The sequence below is a fragment of the uncultured Winogradskyella sp. genome, assembly GCF_947501905.1.
Lineage (GTDB): Bacteria > Bacteroidota > Bacteroidia > Flavobacteriales > Flavobacteriaceae > Winogradskyella.
Map to the genome: position 1 here is coordinate 380403 of NZ_CANMXL010000004.1, position 21024 is coordinate 401426.

At 33.0% G+C, this 21024-nt stretch carries 23 protein-coding genes; 19 read left to right on the forward strand and 4 right to left on the reverse strand.

What is annotated here, in order from left to right; genetic code table 11:
* Nucleotides 1–25: 25 nt before the first annotated feature.
* Nucleotides 26–1579, reverse strand: a complete 1554-nt coding sequence (locus Q0770_RS11615) for an NAD(P)H-hydrate dehydratase (RefSeq protein ID WP_299117130.1) — start codon at nucleotides 1577–1579, stop codon at nucleotides 26–28.
* Nucleotides 1580–1788: 209 nt separating this feature from the next.
* On the opposite strand from Q0770_RS11615, the gene thrA reads away from it, so the two are divergent.
* From thrA to Q0770_RS11635, 4 genes are all read left to right on the forward strand, one after another.
* Nucleotides 1789–4236, forward strand: coding sequence for a bifunctional aspartate kinase/homoserine dehydrogenase I (thrA, locus tag Q0770_RS11620; protein ID WP_299117132.1), 2448 nt, complete (start codon nucleotides 1789–1791; stop codon nucleotides 4234–4236).
* A 1-nt stretch (nucleotide 4237) separates the two neighbouring features.
* Nucleotides 4238–5158: a homoserine kinase gene (locus tag Q0770_RS11625; RefSeq protein WP_299117134.1), complete on the forward strand. Its 921-nt coding sequence runs from the start codon at nucleotides 4238–4240 to the stop codon at nucleotides 5156–5158.
* Nucleotides 5159–6454: a threonine synthase gene (gene thrC, locus Q0770_RS11630; protein WP_299117136.1), complete on the forward strand. Its 1296-nt coding sequence runs from the start codon at nucleotides 5159–5161 to the stop codon at nucleotides 6452–6454.
* 67 nt (nucleotides 6455–6521) lie between these two features.
* The gene (locus tag Q0770_RS11635) at nucleotides 6522–7073 is read left to right on the forward strand and encodes a DUF4136 domain-containing protein (protein WP_299117137.1); all 552 of its coding nucleotides are present in this window, start codon (nucleotides 6522–6524) and stop codon (nucleotides 7071–7073) included.
* A gap of 18 nt (nucleotides 7074–7091) precedes the next feature.
* Here the strand turns inward: Q0770_RS11635 and Q0770_RS11640 are convergent, their stop codons facing one another.
* On the reverse strand, nucleotides 7092–8252 hold the full coding sequence (locus tag Q0770_RS11640) for a class I SAM-dependent RNA methyltransferase (RefSeq protein WP_299117139.1): 1161 nt from the start codon (nucleotides 8250–8252) through the stop codon (nucleotides 7092–7094).
* A 63-nt stretch (nucleotides 8253–8315) separates the two neighbouring features.
* Between Q0770_RS11640 and Q0770_RS11645 the strand changes: the two genes are divergently transcribed.
* The 8 genes from Q0770_RS11645 to Q0770_RS11680 all read left to right on the forward strand — a co-directional run bounded on the left by Q0770_RS11645 (nucleotide 8316) and on the right by Q0770_RS11680 (nucleotide 13539).
* Nucleotides 8316–9047 carry a cyclopropane-fatty-acyl-phospholipid synthase family protein gene (locus Q0770_RS11645; RefSeq protein WP_299117141.1) on the forward strand — a complete coding sequence of 244 codons (732 nt, stop codon included), beginning with the start codon at nucleotides 8316–8318 and terminating at the stop codon, nucleotides 9045–9047.
* A 9-nt stretch (nucleotides 9048–9056) separates the two neighbouring features.
* The gene (locus Q0770_RS11650) at nucleotides 9057–9731 is read left to right on the forward strand and encodes a ZIP family metal transporter (protein ID WP_299117143.1); all 675 of its coding nucleotides are present in this window, start codon (nucleotides 9057–9059) and stop codon (nucleotides 9729–9731) included.
* A 1-nt stretch (nucleotide 9732) separates the two neighbouring features.
* Nucleotides 9733–10161: a DUF4268 domain-containing protein gene (locus Q0770_RS11655; protein ID WP_299117145.1), complete on the forward strand. Its 429-nt coding sequence runs from the start codon at nucleotides 9733–9735 to the stop codon at nucleotides 10159–10161.
* 91 nt (nucleotides 10162–10252) lie between these two features.
* Nucleotides 10253–11545 (forward strand): SRPBCC family protein, encoded by a 1293-nt coding sequence (locus tag Q0770_RS11660; RefSeq protein WP_299117147.1) that lies wholly within the window; start codon nucleotides 10253–10255, stop codon nucleotides 11543–11545.
* Nucleotides 11546–12079 (forward strand): GNAT family N-acetyltransferase, encoded by a 534-nt coding sequence (locus tag Q0770_RS11665; RefSeq protein WP_299117149.1) that lies wholly within the window; start codon nucleotides 11546–11548, stop codon nucleotides 12077–12079.
* Nucleotides 12080–12181: 102 nt separating this feature from the next.
* A complete protein-coding gene (locus tag Q0770_RS11670; RefSeq protein ID WP_299117151.1) occupies nucleotides 12182–12580 on the forward strand; it encodes a DoxX family protein in 399 nt (132 codons plus the stop codon).
* 71 nt (nucleotides 12581–12651) lie between these two features.
* Entirely contained in the window at nucleotides 12652–13023 is a 372-nt protein-coding gene (locus tag Q0770_RS11675) for a VOC family protein (protein WP_299117153.1), read from the forward strand.
* Between the two features lie 6 nt (nucleotides 13024–13029).
* Nucleotides 13030–13539: a flavodoxin family protein gene (locus Q0770_RS11680; RefSeq protein ID WP_299117155.1), complete on the forward strand. Its 510-nt coding sequence runs from the start codon at nucleotides 13030–13032 to the stop codon at nucleotides 13537–13539.
* Here Q0770_RS11680 and Q0770_RS11685 read toward each other — a convergent pair.
* Together Q0770_RS11685 and Q0770_RS11690 are read right to left on the reverse strand one after the other, a co-directional pair.
* Complete coding sequence (locus tag Q0770_RS11685) at nucleotides 13536–14162, reverse strand: hemolysin III family protein (RefSeq protein WP_299117157.1); 627 nt, start codon at nucleotides 14160–14162, stop codon at nucleotides 13536–13538. The genes Q0770_RS11680 and Q0770_RS11685 overlap by 4 nt on opposite strands.
* The gene (locus Q0770_RS11690) at nucleotides 14159–14809 is read right to left on the reverse strand and encodes a DUF4294 domain-containing protein (protein WP_299117159.1); all 651 of its coding nucleotides are present in this window, start codon (nucleotides 14807–14809) and stop codon (nucleotides 14159–14161) included. The genes Q0770_RS11685 and Q0770_RS11690 overlap by 4 nt, the downstream gene beginning before the upstream one ends.
* A gap of 161 nt (nucleotides 14810–14970) precedes the next feature.
* Between Q0770_RS11690 and Q0770_RS11695 the strand changes: the two genes are divergently transcribed.
* The 7 genes from Q0770_RS11695 (at nucleotide 14971) to accC (ending at nucleotide 21019) form a co-directional block, all read left to right on the forward strand.
* Complete coding sequence (locus Q0770_RS11695) at nucleotides 14971–16059, forward strand: M42 family metallopeptidase (protein ID WP_299117161.1); 1089 nt, start codon at nucleotides 14971–14973, stop codon at nucleotides 16057–16059.
* 112 nt (nucleotides 16060–16171) lie between these two features.
* On the forward strand, nucleotides 16172–16678 hold the full coding sequence (locus tag Q0770_RS11700) for a hypothetical protein (RefSeq protein WP_299117163.1): 507 nt from the start codon (nucleotides 16172–16174) through the stop codon (nucleotides 16676–16678).
* 10 nt (nucleotides 16679–16688) lie between these two features.
* A complete protein-coding gene (locus Q0770_RS11705) occupies nucleotides 16689–17864 on the forward strand; it encodes an aminotransferase class V-fold PLP-dependent enzyme (protein WP_299117165.1) in 1176 nt (391 codons plus the stop codon).
* Entirely contained in the window at nucleotides 17857–18411 is a 555-nt protein-coding gene (locus tag Q0770_RS11710; RefSeq protein WP_299117167.1) for an NUDIX domain-containing protein, read from the forward strand. The genes Q0770_RS11705 and Q0770_RS11710 overlap by 8 nt, the downstream gene beginning before the upstream one ends.
* Entirely contained in the window at nucleotides 18411–19091 is a 681-nt protein-coding gene (locus Q0770_RS11715) for a PrsW family intramembrane metalloprotease (RefSeq protein WP_299117169.1), read from the forward strand. The genes Q0770_RS11710 and Q0770_RS11715 overlap by 1 nt, the downstream gene beginning before the upstream one ends.
* A 10-nt stretch (nucleotides 19092–19101) precedes the next feature.
* Complete coding sequence (locus Q0770_RS11720; protein WP_299117171.1) at nucleotides 19102–19578, forward strand: acetyl-CoA carboxylase biotin carboxyl carrier protein subunit; 477 nt, start codon at nucleotides 19102–19104, stop codon at nucleotides 19576–19578.
* Nucleotide 19579: 1 nt separating this feature from the next.
* A complete protein-coding gene (accC, locus tag Q0770_RS11725; protein WP_299117173.1) occupies nucleotides 19580–21019 on the forward strand; it encodes an acetyl-CoA carboxylase biotin carboxylase subunit in 1440 nt (479 codons plus the stop codon).
* The last annotated feature ends 5 nt before the right edge of the window (nucleotides 21020–21024 follow it).

Consider the following 21024-nt stretch of genomic DNA (forward strand, 5'->3'; position numbering starts at 1 on the left):
AAAAAGCCCATAACATGGGCTTTTTTTATGCCTCGTCTTCTGATTCAACTTCTTCTTGAGGCTGTTCTGGTTGCTTAAATAAATCTATATAAGCTTCACCTAAATAATCAATAATATTGCCAGCTAGCAAACTCTGATATCCAAATTCTTCAACTGATAAATCTCCTGCTCTTCCATGCAAATAGACACCAAAAAGTGTGGCCTCAATTGGTAAATGATTTTGGCATAAAAGTCCAGTGATTATTCCTGTTAATACATCTCCCGAACCTGCTGTTGACATACCGGGATTGCCTGTAACATTTATAAATTTTTTCTGTCCATATACAGTAATTGTGTGCGCACCCTTTATGACTAATATTACCTTATGCTTGCTAGAGAATGCTGAAGCCTTTTCTAACTTTTCAAAATCACTAGACCACTTCCCTAATAAACGTTCTAGCTCTCTGAGATGCGGTGTTAAAATTGAATTTTCAGGAACTAACTTTAGTAATTTCTTGTTTTCAGAAAGCATGTTAATTGCATCTGCATCAATCACAAGTGGTGCTTTGTTATTTTTCAAAAAAGCCTCATAGGCTTGGACTGTAACAGTATCAGTTCCTGTACCAACACCAATACCAATTGCAGATGGTACGATATCAAAATTTATATCTGTTATTTTTTTGTCATTTACATCAGTCAATACCATCGCTTCAGGTAAAGAAGTTTGTAGTGGTAAATAACCACATTCTGGTACATAAGCTGTTGCCATACCAGCACCAGAAGCTAAAACAGAACGTGTTGCCAATTGTACTGCGCCTATTTTTCCATAACTACCACCTATGATAAGACCATGTCCAAAATCACCTTTGTGAGAAAATTTTGTTCTTGGCGTATACATTGGTAGAATTTCATTTTTTGAAATAAGTTCAACCTCTGTATCAGTAGTTATGAGATATTCTCTATCTATACCAATATCAATAACCTCCCACTGTACAGTATAGTCTGCTGTTTCTGGCAAAAAGAACACTAATTTTGGAGATTGGAAACTTAATGTATAATTAGCTTTTACAACACCATTAACATCTTCTACAGGTTTATCTGTATATAAACCAGACGGTATGTCTACTGAAAGTGTAAATGCTTCAGAATCCTTAAAATGATGAAACAATGCTTTAATCCAATCCTCAATAGTACGATTGAGACCAATTCCAAAAATAGCATCAACAATAATATCATCTTTATGTATTTCTGGAAAGTCAGATTCGCACTTTAACAATTGTGGCCACTTTTTGGTAACTTCTTTAACCTTATCATAACTTATTAAAAAGTCTTTTGAGCGACTATTACCACAGTTTACAACATAAGTTTCAACATTGTATCCATGGGTAATCAGATGTCTAGCTAACACTAATCCATCGCCTCCATTATTACCTATACCACAAAAAATATGAATAGGCACTTGTGCACCTTGCATACGCATATGCATCCAATTAAAAATTTGAAGACCAGCGCGCTCCATAAGTTCAGAAGGCGGCAATTTTTGTCGTTCTTCAGTTACTTTATCACCCTCATATATTTGTTCCTTCGAAAAGACTTTCATTCTATGTATTTTAAATATATAATCATCCAGTGATTATATTTTTTTATTCTGGTAAAAATAATACATTTGATTAGTAATGCTGTTAAAACATTAACATGCATAAATGTAAAAGCTATTAAAATTGTAAAGTGCTTATTATTAAGCTTTTTAGGTGTAATATTCTAGCTCTCAATTTTTTATAAAATCAATAATTTTCAAACATCAATCACATGAAAGTATTGAAATTTGGTGGGACATCGGTCGGTTCTGCCTCTAATATAAACAATGTTATTTCTATTCTTGACAATAAGTCAAAAGATAGTAAAGTAATTACTGTAGTTTCTGCAGTCGGAGGAATAACAGACAAACTCTTGGCCGCAGGCAATCTTGCTATAAGAAAAGACGAGACTTATAAGGATATTTTTATTGAAGTTCAGAATATTCATATTTCACTTGTAAAGGAACTGATTCCATCAGATAATGAAACTATAATATCTGCCGTAGAAACCAAATTCAAAGACTTAGAAAGTCTTTTAGAAGGTTTATATCTTTTGAATGAATTAACGCCAAAAATATCAGATAAACTGGTAAGTTTTGGAGAGCTTATGTCTTCATACATTATTGTAAAATGTATGGCTACAAGAGGTTTAGATGTTATTCGTAAAAATTCGCAAGAATTGATTATCACTAATTCTGACCATGGCAATGCAGAAGTAGAACTAACTATAACAGAGAAAAATATTCAAACATATTTTAAGGAATCGAAATCTTTGATTACTATTCTTCCTGGTTTTGTTGCAAAAAACCAAGACGGTGAAGAAACAACTCTAGGTCGTGGTGGTTCTGACTTTACTGCATCAATAATTGCGGCTGCTTTAAATGTAGAAATCCTAGAAATATGGACTGATGTTAGTGGCATGTATACTGCTAATCCAAAATTGGTAAAGCAAGCTGTCCCAATTGAACAGTTATCATTTCAAGAGGCAATGGAATTATCGCATTTTGGTGCTAAAGTTTTATATCCACCAACGGTACAACCTGTATTGGATGCTAATATACCTATTCTAATCAAAAACACCATGCAACCTAATGATGCTGGAACAAAGATTTCTGACGAGACTAAAGCATCAATAAAAAATCCAGTAAAAGGTATAACACATATCAATGATATTGCGCTTCTTACTCTGCAAGGTCCTGGTATGGTAGGTATTCCTGGTTTTTCTAAGCGTTTGTTCGAAACCTTGGCAAATGAAAAAATCAATGTCATTTTTATAACACAAGCCTCATCCGAGCATGCTATTTGTTTTGGAATAGACATTAAAGATTCTCAAACAGCACAAAAAATTATAGATAAGACTTTTGAATATGAAATTACTCTAAAAAAAATAGAACCTATTCTTGTTGAAACAGGATTATCTATTATTGCATTAATCGGTGATAATATGAAAAATTATCAAGGTATTAGTGGCAGGATGTTTAGTACACTTGGTAAAAATAATATTAACGTTAGAGCCATTGCACAAGGTGCTTCAGAGCGAAATATATCAGCTGTTATTGATAAAAGTGATGTGAAAAAAACTTTAAACTCATTACATGAACGCTTTTTTGAAGTCCAAACCAAACAACTCAACGTTTTTATAGTTGGTGTGGGAAATGTAGGAGAACGTTTAATAGATCAAATAGAACAGCAACATAGCTTTCTCAAAGAGAAACTAAAGATTGATGTCCGTATAGTGGGGATGGCAAATTCTCGCAAAATGGTTTTTAATGATGAAGGCATTGATTTAGAAAACTGGCCTTCAGCTTTTGACTTTGCTGAACAATCAAACCTAGAACGTTTTTTTAACAAGGTAATTGAACTTAATTTGCGCAATAGCATTTTTGTAGATATCACAGCAGATGAGAAAGTTTCGGACTGGTATGCACAATATTTAAGAAATAGTATCGCAGTTGTGGCTTGTAATAAAATTGCATGTTCTGGCGCGTATGATATATACGAAAACTTGCACAATTTAGCATTGAGCTTCAATACTGCATTTTTATACGAAACTAATGTTGGTGCTGGATTACCAATTATTAATACATTAAATAATCTAGTAGCTTCTGGAGATAAAGTTACGAGTATACAAGCTGTTTTATCTGGCAGCCTAAATTTTGTTTTTAACCATTTTGGCGACCATACCAATTTTCATGACACGGTAAAACGTGCACAATTTGAAGGCTATACAGAACCCGACCCACGTATTGATTTAAGTGGTATTGACGTTGCTCGCAAAATTCTAATATTAGCAAGAGAAAATGGCGGCAAAATGGAAATAGAAGATATTGAAAATGAGTCTTTCTTAACTACCGCAAATTTAGAAAGCAGTTCTGTAGATGATTTCTATGATACGTTAAAAGAAGATGAGTCTCACTTTCAACATATTTATGCTTCTGCAAAAACAAATAATTGTCAATTAAAGTATGTTGCTGAGTTTAAAGATGGAAAAGCCAAAGTTGGCTTACGAGAAATTCCAGAAGGTCACCCATTTTATAATCTCGAAGGGAAAGATAATATTGTTATGTTCTATACAGAACGTTACCCAGAGCAACCACTAATTGTTAAAGGTGCTGGTGCTGGTGCAGATGTTACCGCTTCTGGCCTTTTTGCAGATATTATAAAAATCGGAAATAAATAATATGAGTAGCATAAAAATATTCTCACCTGCGACTGTAGCAAATGTATCTTGTGGCTTTGACGTTTTAGGATTTTGCCTTGATAGTATTGGTGATGAAATGGTTATTCATAAGACATCCGAAAAAGGTATTAAGATTACTAAAATTGAAGGCTATGACTTGCCATATGAAGCTAGAAAAAATGTAGCTGGAGTGTCGGCTTTAACTATGTATGAAGCTTTACAACCAGATTGTGGTTTTGAAATTGAAATCTATAAAAAAATAAAGCCTGGTAGTGGGATTGGAAGTAGCTCTGCTAGTGCAGCGGGAAGTGTTTTTGGTATGAATGAATTGCTTGGAAGACCGTTAGACAAAACTGAACTTACCAAATATGCACTAAAAGGCGAAGCTTTAGCTAGCCAATCAGAGCATGCCGATAATCTAGCACCTACAATATTTGGAGGTTTTACATTAGTAAGAAGCGTTAATCCTGTTGATGTGCTACAACTACCTACGCCTAATGATTTATTTGCTACACTAATTCATCCTCAAATAGAAATAAAAACCTCTATCTCACGAGCTATTTTACCCAAAACTGTAGATTTAAAAAGTGCCATAACGCAATGGTCTAACGTCGGCAGCTTAGTACATGCCCTTCATACAAATGATTATGAAATATTAAGTAAATCACTCAAAGATGTCATAGTAGAACCTCACCGAAAACAAATGATTCCACATTTCGATGCTATAAAAAAAGCCGCATTAGAATCTGGAGCATTAGGCTGTGGTATATCTGGCTCTGGACCTTCAATATTTGCATTGAGTAAAGGGAAAGAAAATGCTGAAAGCGTTGAAAAAGCGTTCAGAAATATCTATTCGAAAACAGATATTGAGTATAATACTTTTGTTTCAAAAATTAATACTGAAGGCATTAAAATTTTATAGATGAAGTACTATTCATTAAATAGAAAAGCACCGTCAACTACTTTTGAAGATGCCGTAGTTAGAGGCCTAGCTCCAGATAAAGGCTTATATTTCCCTGAAAGTATAACACCTCTACCCGATTCTTTCTTTGAAACTATTGAACAGAAGTCCAATACCGAAATAGCCTTTGAAGCCATTAAACAATTTGTTGGTAACGAAATTCCTGAAAAAGAATTAAAACAAATTATTAAGGAAACCTTGTCTTTTGACTTTCCCATTATAGCATTTAATAATAGCATATCAACTTTAGAGCTCTTTCATGGTCCAACTATGGCATTTAAGGATGTTGGTGCGCGTTTTATGGCAAGATGCTTAGGCTATTTTAATAAAAATAGTTCTAGAAATGTAACTGTGCTGGTCGCTACATCTGGAGATACAGGAGGCGCTGTGGCCAGTGGTTTTTTAGGTGTTAAAGGTGTAGATGTTGTGATTTTGTATCCTAGTGGAAAAGTGAGTGACATTCAAGAAAAACAACTCACTACACTTGGACAGAACATTACTGCTTTGGAAGTAGATGGTGTTTTTGACGATTGCCAAGACATGGTTAAACTAGCTTTTGTTGATGATGAACTGACTAGTAATATGCAATTGACATCTGCAAACTCAATAAATATAGCGCGGTGGTTACCACAACTACTCTACTTTATGTTTGCCTACAAGCAACTAAAAAACAAACACAAAAGTATTGTATTCTCAGTACCTAGCGGCAATTTTGGGAATATTTGCGCTGGTATTGTTGCTCAGAAATTAGGCTTACCAATCCAACATTTTATAGCTTCAAACAACGCAAATAATGTAGTTACTAATTATCTTAAAACTAAAGATTACAATCCAAAAGCATCTGTGCAAACCATAAGTAATGCTATGGATGTGGGCAATCCGAGTAACTTTATCAGGATTGAAGAATTATACCATCAAAATTTTGATGCATTAAAGAAAAATCTATCATCTTATAGTTTTACAGATAGTGAAACACGAGAAGCATTGTCAGAAATTTATTCAACCTATAGCTACATCGCTGACCCACATGGTGCAGTTGGTTATTTAGGCGCTTTAAAACATCTAGAAAAAACACCTAATGACCACGTTGTTTTTTTAGAAACAGCACATCCTACAAAATTTTTAGATGTTGTTGAGGATGTTATAAAAACTAAGGTAGAATTACCTGAACAAATCAAAGATGTAATTGATAAAAAGAAAGAATCTATAAATATTTCTAATTATAAAGATTTAAAACAGTTTTTAATTAATAGATAGCTGACATATATCATAGTTTGTTGGCATCTAAATAATGATATTTGGTCAAATTATTAATCCCTTTATCATGAAACTTTCAAAGACTTTTTTGTGCATTATTTTACTAATGTTGTTTAGCTGTGCTACAGCTTATGATATTATCTATGACTATAATATGAATGCAGATTTTGATAGTTACACAACATTTACCATTTGTAATGATGATTTATTTCCTGAAAAAGTAACACATCCAAAAATCGATAATGAAAAGAGTAGACAATATATAGCCAATGAGGTCACAAAACAAATGCAGATAAGAAATCACAAAACAAATGCTTTAAACCCTGAATTACAGGCTGGTTTTAAGATTGTTGTCAATAGAGAAACCTTAAGTTTTGTAGATTGTTCTTATTCAGAAGAATTTCAATATTGGGAAGAATGCAAAATAACTGAGGAAACGTATAATCAAGAAAGTCTCATCTTATACGTTGCTGATTACAAAACCAATACTATTATTTGGCAGGCTTCAACAAAATGCAATTTAAATAAATCAAAGAAAAATTTAGAAAAACATATTCAAGAATTAGTTACTAAACTATATAGTACATATCCAAAAAGAACTAAAGAAATTCAATTGTAAAAATTTTGCAACAAAAAATTAGAGCTTTTTTTTGGCCTTACGACTACCTTCATACATTTCGTATTTAACTAATCGTGCTTCAAGTTTTGCATTGAATACTTTAATCTTCCGCGATGGTCTTAAACCAACAAATTTTAATGCTTCAAGATTAGAAGTCACCAACCAAGCATTGGTATTAGAATAGCCATGCTTTAAGGTAGTACCAATATTTCCGTAAAATTCTTCAACATTTAAATTCTCTAAACGCTCACCATAAGGCGGATTAAAAACCATATGCAATTTATCACTACCGGCTTTTTGAGTCTTAAAAAAATCTTCATGCTGGATATGAATAAACTCCTCTAAATGCGCATTTTTAATATTCTCTTTCGCTTTATTTATAGCCGATGGCGACTTATCATAACCAAAAATCTTATGATGAAAATCCCGTGTTTTCTTCAAAAGTGATTCTTCTATTTTTTCAAACAAATCCACATCCCAGTCTTCCCAACGTTCAAAAGCAAATTCTTTTCGCATTAAATTAGGCGGAATATTACAAGCTATCATCGCTGCTTCAGCCAAAATAGTACCACTACCGCACATTGGGTCCATAAAATCTGATTGTCCGTCCCAACCACTCATCATAATAAGTCCTGCCGCTAAAACTTCATTTATTGGTGCAATATTAGTAGCAGTTTTATAACCTCTTCTATGTAGGGATTCACCTGATGTGTCCAAAGAAATTGTGCAACGTTGACGGTCGATATGTACATTAATCTTTATATCAGGAAAACGCAAATCTACATTAGGTCTTGTGCCATTATTCTCTCTAAAACGGTCTACTATGGCGTCTTTAGTTTTAAGAGCAGTGTATTGAGAATGCGTAAAAATACTATGATGTACAGTTGCATCAACTGCTAAAGAGCCTTCAGGTTTCAAATAGTTCTCCCACTTAATATTTTTAACATTTTTGTATAAATCTTCTTCTCTAGAAATACGGAAAGACTTTATAGGTTTTAGGATTTTAATTGCTGTTCTAAGTCCTAAATTTGCCTTGTACATAAAACCTTTATCACCAACAAAAGTGACCACACGAACACCTTTCTCAACATCCATAGCGCCCATGTTTCTAAGCTCATTGGCTAATATATCTTCAAAGCCAAATAATGTTTTGGCTACCATCTTGAAATTTCCGTCCATACTATACGTCAAATAGGTTGCAAAAATACAGTATTTTTGTAAAGTCGAAAGACCACACTAACTATGACAAAAACAACAGAAAAATGGTATGCCTCTTGGTTTGATACACCTTACTACCATATCTTATATAAAGACAGAGATTATACTGAAGCGCAAGCATTTATGGATAATCTTGCCAACTATCTTAACCTTCCTGAGAATGGAAAAATTTTAGATTTAGCTTGCGGAAAAGGCAGACACTCCATTTATTTAAATAAACTTGGTTATAACGTTACCGGTGTAGATTTATCCGAACAAAGCATTGATTATGCCAAACAGTTTGAAAACGATACTTTAAAATTTGATGTTCATGATATGACAAAACCATATCCTGAAACATTTGATGCTGTTTTTAATCTCTTTACAAGTTTTGGTTATTTTGAAGATGACGAATGTAATCTCCGAACAATTAAGGCAATTAGAGAAGAATTAAATGACTTTGGTTTCGGGGTTATTGACTTTATGAATTCCGAATACGTGATTGATAACTTAGTAGCTCACGATGTCAAAACCGTTGATGGGATTGAATTTTTACAACAACGTCGTCTTGAAAACGGCTACATCATTAAAGACATATCTTTTACTGCTGAAGGTAACGATTATAAATTTCAAGAACGCGTAAAGGCTTTTAGTTTAAAAGATTTCGAAACACTTTTTGAAAATTCTGGTGTGCACCTCTTAGATGTATTTGGAGATTATAAACTCCGAAAATATTATCCTAAAACATCTGAACGTTTGATTATGATTTTTAAGTAAATTGCACGCATGAATAAGTACTTGTTTCCCATATATGCTATTGCAATCGGTGTTATTATTGCCTTTGTAACGAGAAAGCAAAAAACGACCTACACTAAATTATTGTTATCATTTAGCGGTGCTTTTTTATTAGCCTTAACACTTTTTGATTTATTACCAGAAGTATATGAACACCTAGATACAAAACGTACAGGTTTATATATTATGTGTGGTATTTTATTGCAAATTATTTTAGAATTTTTCTCTAAAGGTGCAGAGCATGGCCATGTACATATTCACAAAGAAAACAAGCATTTCCCATGGTTGTTATTTATAAGCCTTTGCATACATAGTTTTCTAGAAGGCTTCCCCATCCATCAGCATAATGATATGGTTTATGGTGTATTTATCCATAAAATTCCTATTGCTGCTTTATTGACTTCTTTTCTATTACAATCAATGTATGTAAAAGAACAAGCTATTAGTTTTATGTTAGTCTTTGCTGCTATGACACCTTTAGGGACATTAGTTTCTAATACTACGTCTATTGCTCCAATATATCTCACAAGTATTAACGCCATAGTTATAGGTATCTTTTTACATATTTCTACAACCATTTTGTTTGAAAGTAGCGAAGGTCATAAATTCAACTTATCAAAGCTTGTGGCAATTTGCTTAGGTGTCATTATAGCATATATTATCTAAAATGTTTAGTAAAGAAGAAAGTCGAAAACTACGAGAAGATTTCTGGATTAGCTTCGGAAAGTCATTTCCGAGAAAGTGGTTGCTTTACAATACTAAAATCAAGGGCTTATCTTTTAAGTTTTATTTTGATACCGAAAAAGCCTTTGTATCTCTAGATTTAGAAGATGATTTAGAAAACCGAATTAATTGTTGGGAAAAACTTGAAGCTCTAAAAAGCATTTTACATTCAGAGTATTTACCAAATGCTATTTATGAAGAAGAATATTACTTAGATAATGGAAAGGAAATATCCAGAATTTATCTACCGCTAGAAGAAAAGGTATCCATACACAACAAAAATTCTTGGCAAACGGTCATGGTATTCTTTAGTCAAACTATGCCTCTTTTTGAAGCTTTTTTTGAAGAATATAAAGACATTATTAAGTCATAGTCTATCTATTACAAAAAAGCAAAAACACCATACTTTTCTTTTTATTAACTTTAGTCAATAATACAACTAATAATTAGCTAAAATCAATATCATGAAATATTTAAAGTACATATTAGGAATTATTGCTGTTCTAGTTATCGGTTTTTTTCTTTTGGGGATTATTAAATCTGAAGTTACTTATGACTGTGAAGTCATGGTAGATAAACCATTAGCAGAATCTTGGGCTGTTAGTCAAGACCCAAGTAAAATGGCAGATTGGTTGATGGGCTTCCAGAAAATTGAACATGTAAGCGGTACACCTGATAGTGTTGGTGCAGTATCTGATATCTATTTTATAACTGAAGGAGAAGAAATGGTCATACGCGAGACTATTACTGAGATTGTGCCTAACGAGTCTGTATCAATGACGTTTACATCAGATTTTATGAACATGGATTATAAACTTAGTATGAGTGATGTAGATGGAAAAACAAAAATAAGCTCTAGTACTAATGCCAAAGGTAATGGCATGGTCTCTAAATCTCTGATGGCTTTAGCAGGCGGTACTGTTAAAGCACAAGAAGAAACAAACTTGGCAAATCTTAAAAAGGTTATTGAAGAGACTAAAAGCTCAATTCCAACATTTATTTCTGAAACTTTAGAACTAACACATTGTGAATCTGCAGTGTATGATTCAAAAAACAATAGGGTTTATGCTTCACTTATTGGTAATAGTCAAGATGGTGATGGTTCTATTGCTACGATAAATGTAGATGGTAAAATTTTAAATAAAACCTTTATTGCTGGACTTAATGACCCAAAAGGCATTGCTATAACTAAAGACAAACTATATGTTTCTGATAATACAGAACTGGTTGAAGCTGATATAGAAACGGGTGAAATCTTAAAAAAATATACTTTGCCAAGCATCGCTTTTTTAAACGATGTAGCTATAGATAATTCTGGTAACGTCTATGTTTCTGATACTAGAACTTCAGAAATTTATAAATTAGATACCGAAGGTAGCTTTACATTGTGGTTAGCAGATGACGCTCTAGACAAACCAAATGGTTTATTAGTCCAAGACAATACAATGTATGTGGTATCATGGGGTTCTGCTCCGGAAGGTGGACGTCTATCTAAAATAGATATGGCTACAAAAAGTGTAGATGCAATCTCTTCAATTATCGGAAATTTAGACGGAATTAGACCTTATGATGATAAGCATATGATAATATCTGACTGGAAGAGTGGCAATATCCATCTTATTGATTATAATGGTAATACCAAAAAGGTTCTTACTGTAGGACAAAGCGTTGGTGACATTGCCTATGTTAAAGAAAAAGAACTTTTACTATTACCTATGAACAAACAAAGTAGATTATTGTTTTATAAATTAAAGTAAATGCAGTTCGATAATTACAACATTCGTCTGTTGCAAAACTCCGATATAGATGCCTATTACAAAATGGTATCTAAAAACAGAAAACGTTTAGAAGATTTCTTCACAGGAACAACATCTAGAACAAAAACATTTGAAGACACTAAAGTTTTTTTAGCTGAAATGTTGGAAAGAGTTAATAAACGTGAATACTTCCCATACATTATTGAAGATACCAAAACCAATACTATTGCTGGATTTCTAGACTTAAAAAATGTAGACTGGAAGATTCCAAAAACCGAAATGGGACTTTATATCGATGAGGATTATGCTGGTAAAGGAATTTCTACTAAGGCATTTATTCTATTTTGTAAACATTGCTTTAAAACACAAGGTTTTAGAAAACTATTTCTAAGAACACATCCCGAAAATTATTCTGCTCGTAAAATAGCCGAAAAGGCAGGTTTTAGAATTGAAGGTACTATTCGATGCGATTATAAAACAACCTCTGGCAAATTGGTGGATTTGATATACTATGGCAAATTAAATGATGACTAATCTAATTGTTTTCATTTAAAAATTTAGTCATTATGTAAGTATACTTTCCAATAGTAGACTTAGTGTTCTATAAAACACAACCAAAAAGAAACATAATTAAACATGAAATACTTAAAACTAATCATTCGCATCGCAGTAGCTGTCATTCTAATACAAACTCTCAGATTTAAGTTTACAGCTCATCCAGACAGCGTCTATATTTTTACAAAAGTAGGCCTAGAACCGTATGGAAGAATTGGCATTGGCGTATTAGAACTTATTGCTAGTATTTTAATTCTAGTTCCAAAAACGACTTGGCTAGGCGCAACTCTTGTACTTGGTGTTATTGGTGGCGCTATTATGATGCATCTTACACAGTTAGGCATAGACATCAATGGAGATGGCGGATTATTATTTTACACGGCAATAGTAACATTTCTTTTAAGTTTAGTGACATTATGGTTTTCGAGAAAAGACATTCCTTTTATTGGTAAGAAATTTTTTGCTGCTGAGAACAATTAAGGCTAAGACTTTAATTTATAAGTGCCTTTTTATTAACTTTAGAATTACAAAACTTCTAAACTAAATTAATCATGAAAGTAGGTGCGTTTTCAATAAGCTTAAGTGTTAAGGATATTAAAGTTTCTAAAGAGTTTTATGAAACCCTAGGATTCTCGGTATTCGCTGGAGACATAGAACGTAATTATCTCATCATGAAAAACGGTGATGCTATAGTAGGTCTATTTCAAGGGATGTTTGAGCAAAACATCATAACATTTAACCCAGGATGGAATCAAGATGCTGAAAATCAAGATAATTTTGATGATGTAAGAGCTATCCAAAAACATCTAAAATCTTCAGGCATTAAGTTAGTAAAAGAAGCTGATGAAACGACCAAAGGGCCAGAAAGTATAACTATGTTTGATCCTGATGGTAATACAATTCTCATTGATCAGCATGTTTAAATCATTATGACAAAACGAATATTAATTTTTGGGAGCTCAAGAAATGATGGAAACACTTCAAAAATTGTTGATTACCTAAAGCAATCATTAGATTTCGACTTGATTAACTTAAATGATTTAAATATTTCTCACTTCGATTATAGTCATAAAAACAGAGATGATGATTTTATACCACTAATGAAAAAGATAATTGACTATCAACAAATTATTTTTGCAACCCCAGTATATTGGTATACAATGAGTGGTATTCTTAAAGTATTTTTCGATAGACTTACAGATTGTCTTACGATTGAAAAAGAGCTAGGAAGAAAATTAAGAGATAAACAAATGTCTGTATTAAGTACCAGCAATGATGATAGTCAAACTGAAGAATTCTTTTTACCATTTATTTTATCTGCAGAATATCTTGGAATGGATTATATAGGTAATATACATACTTGGCTCGAAAATGAAAAGATACCTGATATCGTAAAAAACAGAATTAATCATTTTGTAAAACTACATTTGACTAACTAAGTCACATGCCAATACATCATTAAAAAGTGACAAATAGCACCACCTAATACAAAGAAGTGCCAAATCACATGATTATAAGGTATTTTATGTATGGCATAAAAGACAATACCAACAGTATAAAACAAACCACCAGCAAATAGCCATAATATGCCATTTGGATGCATTAGTTCTGATAGTGTAGAAAAGTCAAACACAATCAACCAACCCATAACTAGATACAATAGTGTTGAAAATATCTCAAATTTACCTGTAAAGAAGAGTTTTAAAATCACACCAAAAATGGCAATACCCCAAACCGTATAAAATAAAGGCCAGCCCAAACTGTCTGGTAACATAATTAGTAAAACTGGAGTGTAAGTTCCAGCAATAAGTAAATAAATACTAATATGGTCTACAATTCTAAATTTTTGTTTTAAATCGTAATTAGAAATAGCATGGTAAGCGGTAGATGCCGTAAATAAAATAATAATTGATAGCCCGTAAACAACAACACTAAACAATGACCATGGTTTGGAGTTGTCTACATTAGTAATCAGTAATACTAAACCAATAACTCCTAAAACAGAGCCCAATCCATGAGACCAAGCATTTAGTAATTCTTCGCGTTTAGATTGTTCACTCATTGCTTTTTTGTAATGGCTTTAGAGGTTTTCCATTTATTTAATAAATCGTAATAATCAATTTCAAAAGCAGGTTCTTGACGCTCTAATCGGCCATTCTGGAAATCGCGCCGTAAAATGTCTTCGATTAGGTAATCTTCTTCGACATCTAATGGTGCAAACTCACGCTTAAGTTTAATATCAAACAAACTCGCTGTATTATTATACCAGAAAGCACGCCATCCATTACGCAGCTCTTTGACTAACTGAAAGGCAGTTTTCCCTGTTTGACGGTGAATTAATTTTACTAAAATCTGACCTTCAGTCTTGGTGAGTTTCTTTAGTTCTGCAGAAAATTCTTTTTCAATAAATTTCTGAACTTTCTTTGCATGCTTTTTCTTTTTTCGGCGTTTTTCAAACTGTTTCAACTCTTCATTTAACTCTATTAAACGTTCCGCTGCCATCTTTGCATATGGGTATACTTTGCGAGTCTTACGCCTTAAAATCAAATAACGATAACGCTCATCTTTATCACGAAATTTTAAATCTGGCAACACTAGAACTTCATCTAAATCGATATACTTTCTTGGAATAGAATCGCCTTCAATAAGCAAGTACTTTTCTTGCAAAGAATCTTGTTCTACAGGTTCTATCTGCGCTAATAAAAGCATAGGAAAACAGAAGAAAAAAAAGATAATGTATCGCATAACTATTATATCTCTCTAAAACCATTCCAAAAATGAAATTAAAGCTATTCAAAATTACGAATTAATATATCCTATAACCTTAATTTTACTATTAATATTGTTATTTTTAGGAAAATTTTAAACGCATGGCAAAAAAGAAATTACTCAACAAAAAGTCGATGGACTTTTTAGAAAAATACTTAAATAACGCATCACCTACTGGATACGAATGGGAAGGTCAAAAAATATGGATGAACTATCTAAAACCTTATGTAGACGAGTTTATAACCGACACTTATGGTAGTGCTGTTGCTGTTATCAATCCTAAAGCAAAATACAAGGTTGTCATAGAAGGACACGCCGATGAGATTTCTTGGTACGTCAATTATATATCTGATAAAGGTCTACTCTATGTGGTTAGAAATGGCGGAAGTGATCACCAAATTGCGCCTAGTAAAGTGGTGAATATCCATACCAAAAAAGGTATTGTAAAAGGTGTTTTTGGATGGCCTGCAATACACACAAGAAATCGTGCAAAGGAAGAACCCCCAAAGCCAGATAATATCTGTATTGATATAGGTGCAAAAGATAAAGTCGAAGTTGAGAAAATGGGTGTACATGTTGGTTGTGTTATTACGTATCCGGATGAGTTTCATATTCTTAATGGCGATAAATTTGTTTGTCGTGCATTAGATAACCGTATGGGTGGTTTTATGATTGCAGAAGTAGCACGCTTACTAAAAGAGAATAAAAAGAAATTACCTTTTGGGCTTTACATCACCAATTCTGTACAGGAAGAAATAGGTTTACGTGGTGCCGAAATGATTACTGAAACTATAAAACCAGATGTAGCTATCGTAACCGACGTTACACACGATACGACTACGCCAATGATAGACCCTAAAAAACAAGGTCTTGCAGAAATTGGTAAAGGTCCAGTTATTGCTTATGCGCCAGCAGTACAACAAAAGCTAAGAGATTTAATTACGGATACTGCTGAAGAAAAGAAAATACCTTTTCAACGTGCTGCGTTGTCTAGAGCTACTGGTACAGATACTGATGCTTTTGCTTATAGTAATGGTGGTGTAGCCTCTGCCCTAATCTCTTTACCATTACGTTACATGCATACAACTGTAGAGATGGTTCATAAAGACGATGTTGAAAATGTGATTCGTTTAATTTATGAATCATTACTAAAAATTGAAGATGGCGAAACGTTTAGTTATTTTAAGTAAAGTATAATATTTTAAACACATCAAATTTAGAGTTATTAGAGCTTAATGTTTGAAACTAGTCTTTATTTTAGATACTACTTTAATTTTTCATTTTATTAAAAATTATCTTTCTATGAAAAAAACTTCATGGGTTTTATTGAGTTTATTCTTAGTATTTACGTTCTACTGTGAGGCTCAAGAAGAAACAAGTAATTCTAAATTAAAAAGAAAAGCACCAAGGAAATTTAAATTAGCTATAGATACAGTTTCTGAGACTGAGAAAAAATCAGCATACGATTTAGCTTACCAAACATTTACAAATTGTGAAACTTATGATTTTCCTATTTTAACCACTAAAATCGCTACTGAGTGGCTAATAAAATTTTGGAAAGAAGAAAAATCTAAAGTTATCGAAACTTGCGACAAATATAATTCTACACATGGAACTCTTGTAAAACTGAATCTGTCGGAAATATTGTATGACAAAACAGGATATAAGTACTATCGATTTAAAGCTACTTTTTCAAAAAATCAAAAAATAGCGGAGATTAGAGTTTATACAAATTCTAAAAATAAATTGGATGGAATTATAATAAAACCCATTTGGAAAAATGACTATTCTGAATATAATGAAGATTAAATAATGTTTTTTGAAAATCAGTTATAAAGTTATTATGCCTCTAAACTCTCAACAACACCTCTTCAACATTTCTGAAGATGTCACCTATCTTAACACCGCAAGCTTCTCTCCTGCTTTTAAATCGGTTGAAGCTGCTGGTATCGCTGCTATAAAAAGAAAAAGTAATCCAGAGTTACGACAAGCATCAGATTTGTTTGAGCCTGTAATCGAGCTTCGAAAGTTATTTGCACAGCTCATCGATGAAGATGACTATAATCGTGTCGTCACTATTCCTTCTGTATCTTATGGCATGGCAAATGTTGCCAATAATATTACTTTAAAAGAAGGTGATGAAATTGTAATTGTAGAAGAACAGTTTCCTAGTAATTATTATATCTGGGAGAATTTAGCCAAACAATACAATGCAAAAATTGTAACAGTAAATCAACCTAACAATTCTGAAGATTGGAATCGTTTAATACTTGAGACTATAAACGAAAATACGGCACTAGTTGCCATCGGTCATTTGCATTGGGCGAACGGAATTATATTTGATTTAAAAGCCATAAGAAAGGAAACTAATGAACATAATTCGCTTTTAGTTATTGATGGCAGTCAATCTATTGGTGCACTACCCTTTTCTATAAAAGACATCCAACCAGATGCCTTAATTTGTGCTGGTTATAAGTGGTTATTTGGACCTTATGGAAGTTCTTATGCCTATTATGGACCATATTTTGATAATGGCAAACCCATTGAGCAAAATTGGGCAAATCGTTTAGGTAGCGAAAATTTATCTGGTTTAACGGCATATCAATCGGAATATAAACCTAAAGCTAACCGATACGCTGTTGGAGAAAGTGGTAGTTTCATTTATGTGAAAATGCAAACAGCAGCTTTAGAAGAAATATTAAGAATTGATAAAGTTGAATTTCAAGAGTACTGTCATTCTATTTCAATAGATATATTAAAATCATTATCAAAAATTGGATTTACATCTGATAATCCTCAAGTGAGAGCTAAGCATTTGTTTGGTATAAAAATCCCTAGTTCTGTAGATGTTGACCTATTAAAAGAAACACTAAAAAGCCATAATATTCATTTGTCTTTCCGAGGCGAATACATGCGTGTATCTTGCCATGTCTTTAATACCGAGGCACATTTCAAAAAGTTATTTAGTGTTATAAATGCTGTCGTCAATGGATGAGCTTCTAGACATTGTTGATAAAAACGGAAAATCTACTGGTAAAACTGCCTTAAAATCCGAAGTGCATAAAAATGGCTGGTATCACAACACCATTCACCTTTGGTTATACACAAAAAATGACGAAATATTATTGCAGCAACGGTCTCATAAAAAAGTGATATATCCATTATTATGGGATGTTTCTGTTGCTGGGCATATAGACGCTGGTGAAACTTTCGAGGAAGCTGCTATACGTGAAACAAAAGAAGAAATAGGACTTCAACTCAAAGAAACTGAGTTAACCAAAATAGGTGCGCATTTACATAAATCTATCTATAATAATGGTGCTATAAAAGATTTTGAATTTCATCAAGTTTATATCGCAGAATTATCAGTTGATTTAAATACCTTAATCCCGCAAAAAGATGAAGTCGAAGCTCTAAAATTAGTTACCTTTAATGAGTTTGAAAACCTATTGGTAAATAGTATTACCAATTCTCATTTTATAGCTTCAAACACCGAATATTACAAATTTGTACTAGAATCTATTAAAAATCTTAAGCATTAATGCATTTACTCTTACTTGCAATAGCGCCGATATTAGCCATAAGCACATATGTCTATTTTCAAGACAAACATGAAAAAGAACCTTTAGGGCTGTTAATAAAGAGCTTTTTACTAGGTGCTTTTGTTAGTGTTCTTATAGTACTTGTATTATATCTTATTACAGGACGGTTTATTCCAATCACTGATGAGTTTAGTATCTGGCAGCAGTTTATACAAGCATTTATTGTTGTGGCACTTTCGGAAGAGTTTAGTAAATATGTTATCGTAAAATATTATGCACAACCAAAAAAAGATTTTAACGAGCCTTATGATGGTATTATGTATGCCGTAATGGTATCTATGGGTTTTGCTTGTACAGAAAACATAATGTATGTTTTAGATGGCGGGACTGAAGTTGCCATATTGAGAGCTTTTACAGCTGTGCCTGCACATGCCACTTTTGGCATACTCATGGGCTATTTTATGGGGAAAGCCAAATTCTCTAACAACAGAATTAAGTTAAACTTTGCTGGCTTAGGTTTGGCTACCTTATTTCATGGTGCCTACGATTTCTTTTTATTTATAAATTTTATACCCGGAATATACATTGGCGCATTTATATCTTTAATTATAGGGCTTATTCTTTCAAGAAAAGCCATAAAGCGTCACCAAAGAGATTCAAATTTTAATAATACTAAATAAAACATATGATATGTATAAGATAAAAGTCAACAATGCACATAGTTTTAATATCACAAAAGAAGATATTAACAATCTAGATGCAGTTGAAACCTCTAAAAATCAATTTCATATTCTTTACAATGACAATTCACTAGAGGCTTCAGTACTAGAATCGGACTTCAATAAAAAAACATACCAAGTAAAAGTTAATAGTAATACGTATTCTGTTGTTATTCATGATGAATTAGACCAGCTCATAAGTGAATTAGGTTTTGAAATTGGTGCTTCAAAAAAAGTAAATGATATTAAAGCACCAATGCCTGGACTTATCTTAGAAATAAGCGTTGCTCAAGGTCAAGAGGTTAAAGAAAATGATGCACTTCTTATTCTTGAAGCTATGAAAATGGAAAATGTTATTAACGCTCCAAGAGATGGTATTATCAAATCAATTGAAGTAAAACAAGGAGAAACTGTAGATAAAAACAACCTTTTAATTTCGTTCGAATAATATGAAAAAAATATTAGTTGCCAATCGTGGCGAAATTGCGATTCGTGTGATGCAAACAGCCAAGAAAATGGGCATTAAGACTGTTGCCGTTTTTTCTGAAGTTGATAGAAATGCGCCTCATGTGAAATTTGCTGATGAAGCCGTTTGTATTGGTCCTGCGCCATCAAACCAATCTTATTTATTAGGTGATAAAATTATTGAAGTTGCAAAGTCTCTAAATGCCGATGGCATTCATCCTGGATATGGATTTTTAAGTGAAAACTCTGATTTTGCTAAACTTTGCGAAGCAAATAATGTCGTATTTATTGGTCCAAAATCTAAAGCTATAGAAATGATGGGCGATAAACTCGCTGCAAAAGATGCCGTAAAAGATTATGATATACCAATGGTTCCAGGTGTTGACCATGCAGTTACTGACCCAAAAGAAGCTATTGAAATCGCAAAGTCCATTGGTTTCCCAATACTTATAAAAGCTGCTGCTGGGGGTGGCGGAAAAGGTATGCGTGTTGTAGAAAAGGAAGAGGATTTAGAAGAGCAGATGAAGCGTGCTATAAGTGAGGCCACTTCAGCCTTTGGAGATGGTTCGGTTTTTATCGAAAAATATGTAAAATCCCCACGACATATCGAAATACAAGTCATGGCAGATAGTCATGGTAATATTGTTCATCTTTTTGAACGCGAATGTTCCGTACAACGCCGTCATCAAAAAGTAGTTGAAGAAGCTCCTTCGGCTGTATTAACTCCAGAATTGCGTGAACGTATGGGAAAAGCTGCTATCGATGTAGCGCGTGCTTGTGATTATTTAGGTGCTGGTACTGTAGAATTTCTTTTAGACGCTGACCATAATTTCTATTTCTTAGAAATGAATACACGTCTTCAGGTAGAGCATCCTGTTTCTGAATTGATTTCCGGAGTCGATTTAGTGGAACTTCAGATTAAAGTTGCTCGAGGTGAAGCTTTAGATATCACTCAAGATGACTTGAAAATCAATGGTCATGCTTTAGAGCTTCGAGTTTACGCCGAAGACCCGATGAACGATTTCTTGCCAAGTGTGGGTAATTTGGAAATATATCAACTTCCTGTTGGCAAAAATATTCGAGTGGATAACGGCTTTGAAGAAGGTATGGATATTCCTATTTATTATGACCCAATGCTTTCAAAATTAATCACTTATGGCGAAACAAGAGCTGAAGCTATAGAGCTTATGATAAAAGCCATTGATGATTATAAGGTTAAAGGCGTAGAAACAACACTACCATTTGGGCGCTTTGTATGCGAGCATGAAGCTTTTAGAAGTGGAAATTTTGATACGCATTTCGTAAAAAAGTACTACTCTCCTAGCCTTTTAGAAGCACAACATAAGGCTGAAGCTGAGATAGCAGCACAAATTGCTCTAAAAACTTACTTAGAAGAACAAAAATTATTAAAGCTACCTAACTAAGATAT

Excerpts from the sequence above, each read along its gene's own strand:
- Q0770_RS11615 (WP_299117130.1), bottom strand. The coding sequence starts at position 1,579 with ATGAAAGTCTTTTCGAAGGAACAAATATATGAGGGTGATAAAGTAACT.
- thrA (WP_299117132.1), top strand. The coding sequence starts at position 1,789 with ATGAAAGTATTGAAATTTGGTGGGACATCGGTCGGTTCTGCCTCTAAT.
- Q0770_RS11625 (WP_299117134.1), top strand. The coding sequence starts at position 4,238 with ATGAGTAGCATAAAAATATTCTCACCTGCGACTGTAGCAAATGTATCT.
- thrC (WP_299117136.1), top strand. The coding sequence starts at position 5,159 with ATGAAGTACTATTCATTAAATAGAAAAGCACCGTCAACTACTTTTGAA.
- Q0770_RS11635 (WP_299117137.1), top strand. The coding sequence starts at position 6,522 with ATGAAACTTTCAAAGACTTTTTTGTGCATTATTTTACTAATGTTGTTT.
- Q0770_RS11640 (WP_299117139.1), bottom strand. The coding sequence starts at position 8,252 with ATGGACGGAAATTTCAAGATGGTAGCCAAAACATTATTTGGCTTTGAA.
- Q0770_RS11645 (WP_299117141.1), top strand. The coding sequence starts at position 8,316 with ATGACAAAAACAACAGAAAAATGGTATGCCTCTTGGTTTGATACACCT.
- Q0770_RS11650 (WP_299117143.1), top strand. The coding sequence starts at position 9,057 with ATGAATAAGTACTTGTTTCCCATATATGCTATTGCAATCGGTGTTATT.
- Q0770_RS11655 (WP_299117145.1), top strand. The coding sequence starts at position 9,733 with ATGTTTAGTAAAGAAGAAAGTCGAAAACTACGAGAAGATTTCTGGATT.
- Q0770_RS11660 (WP_299117147.1), top strand. The coding sequence starts at position 10,253 with ATGAAATATTTAAAGTACATATTAGGAATTATTGCTGTTCTAGTTATC.
- Q0770_RS11665 (WP_299117149.1), top strand. The coding sequence starts at position 11,546 with ATGCAGTTCGATAATTACAACATTCGTCTGTTGCAAAACTCCGATATA.
- Q0770_RS11670 (WP_299117151.1), top strand. The coding sequence starts at position 12,182 with ATGAAATACTTAAAACTAATCATTCGCATCGCAGTAGCTGTCATTCTA.
- Q0770_RS11675 (WP_299117153.1), top strand. The coding sequence starts at position 12,652 with ATGAAAGTAGGTGCGTTTTCAATAAGCTTAAGTGTTAAGGATATTAAA.
- Q0770_RS11680 (WP_299117155.1), top strand. The coding sequence starts at position 13,030 with ATGACAAAACGAATATTAATTTTTGGGAGCTCAAGAAATGATGGAAAC.
- Q0770_RS11685 (WP_299117157.1), bottom strand. The coding sequence starts at position 14,162 with ATGAGTGAACAATCTAAACGCGAAGAATTACTAAATGCTTGGTCTCAT.
- Q0770_RS11690 (WP_299117159.1), bottom strand. The coding sequence starts at position 14,809 with ATGCTTTTATTAGCGCAGATAGAACCTGTAGAACAAGATTCTTTGCAA.
- Q0770_RS11695 (WP_299117161.1), top strand. The coding sequence starts at position 14,971 with ATGGCAAAAAAGAAATTACTCAACAAAAAGTCGATGGACTTTTTAGAA.
- Q0770_RS11700 (WP_299117163.1), top strand. The coding sequence starts at position 16,172 with ATGAAAAAAACTTCATGGGTTTTATTGAGTTTATTCTTAGTATTTACG.
- Q0770_RS11710 (WP_299117167.1), top strand. The coding sequence starts at position 17,857 with ATGGATGAGCTTCTAGACATTGTTGATAAAAACGGAAAATCTACTGGT.
- Q0770_RS11715 (WP_299117169.1), top strand. The coding sequence starts at position 18,411 with ATGCATTTACTCTTACTTGCAATAGCGCCGATATTAGCCATAAGCACA.
- Q0770_RS11720 (WP_299117171.1), top strand. The coding sequence starts at position 19,102 with ATGTATAAGATAAAAGTCAACAATGCACATAGTTTTAATATCACAAAA.
- accC (WP_299117173.1), top strand. The coding sequence starts at position 19,580 with ATGAAAAAAATATTAGTTGCCAATCGTGGCGAAATTGCGATTCGTGTG.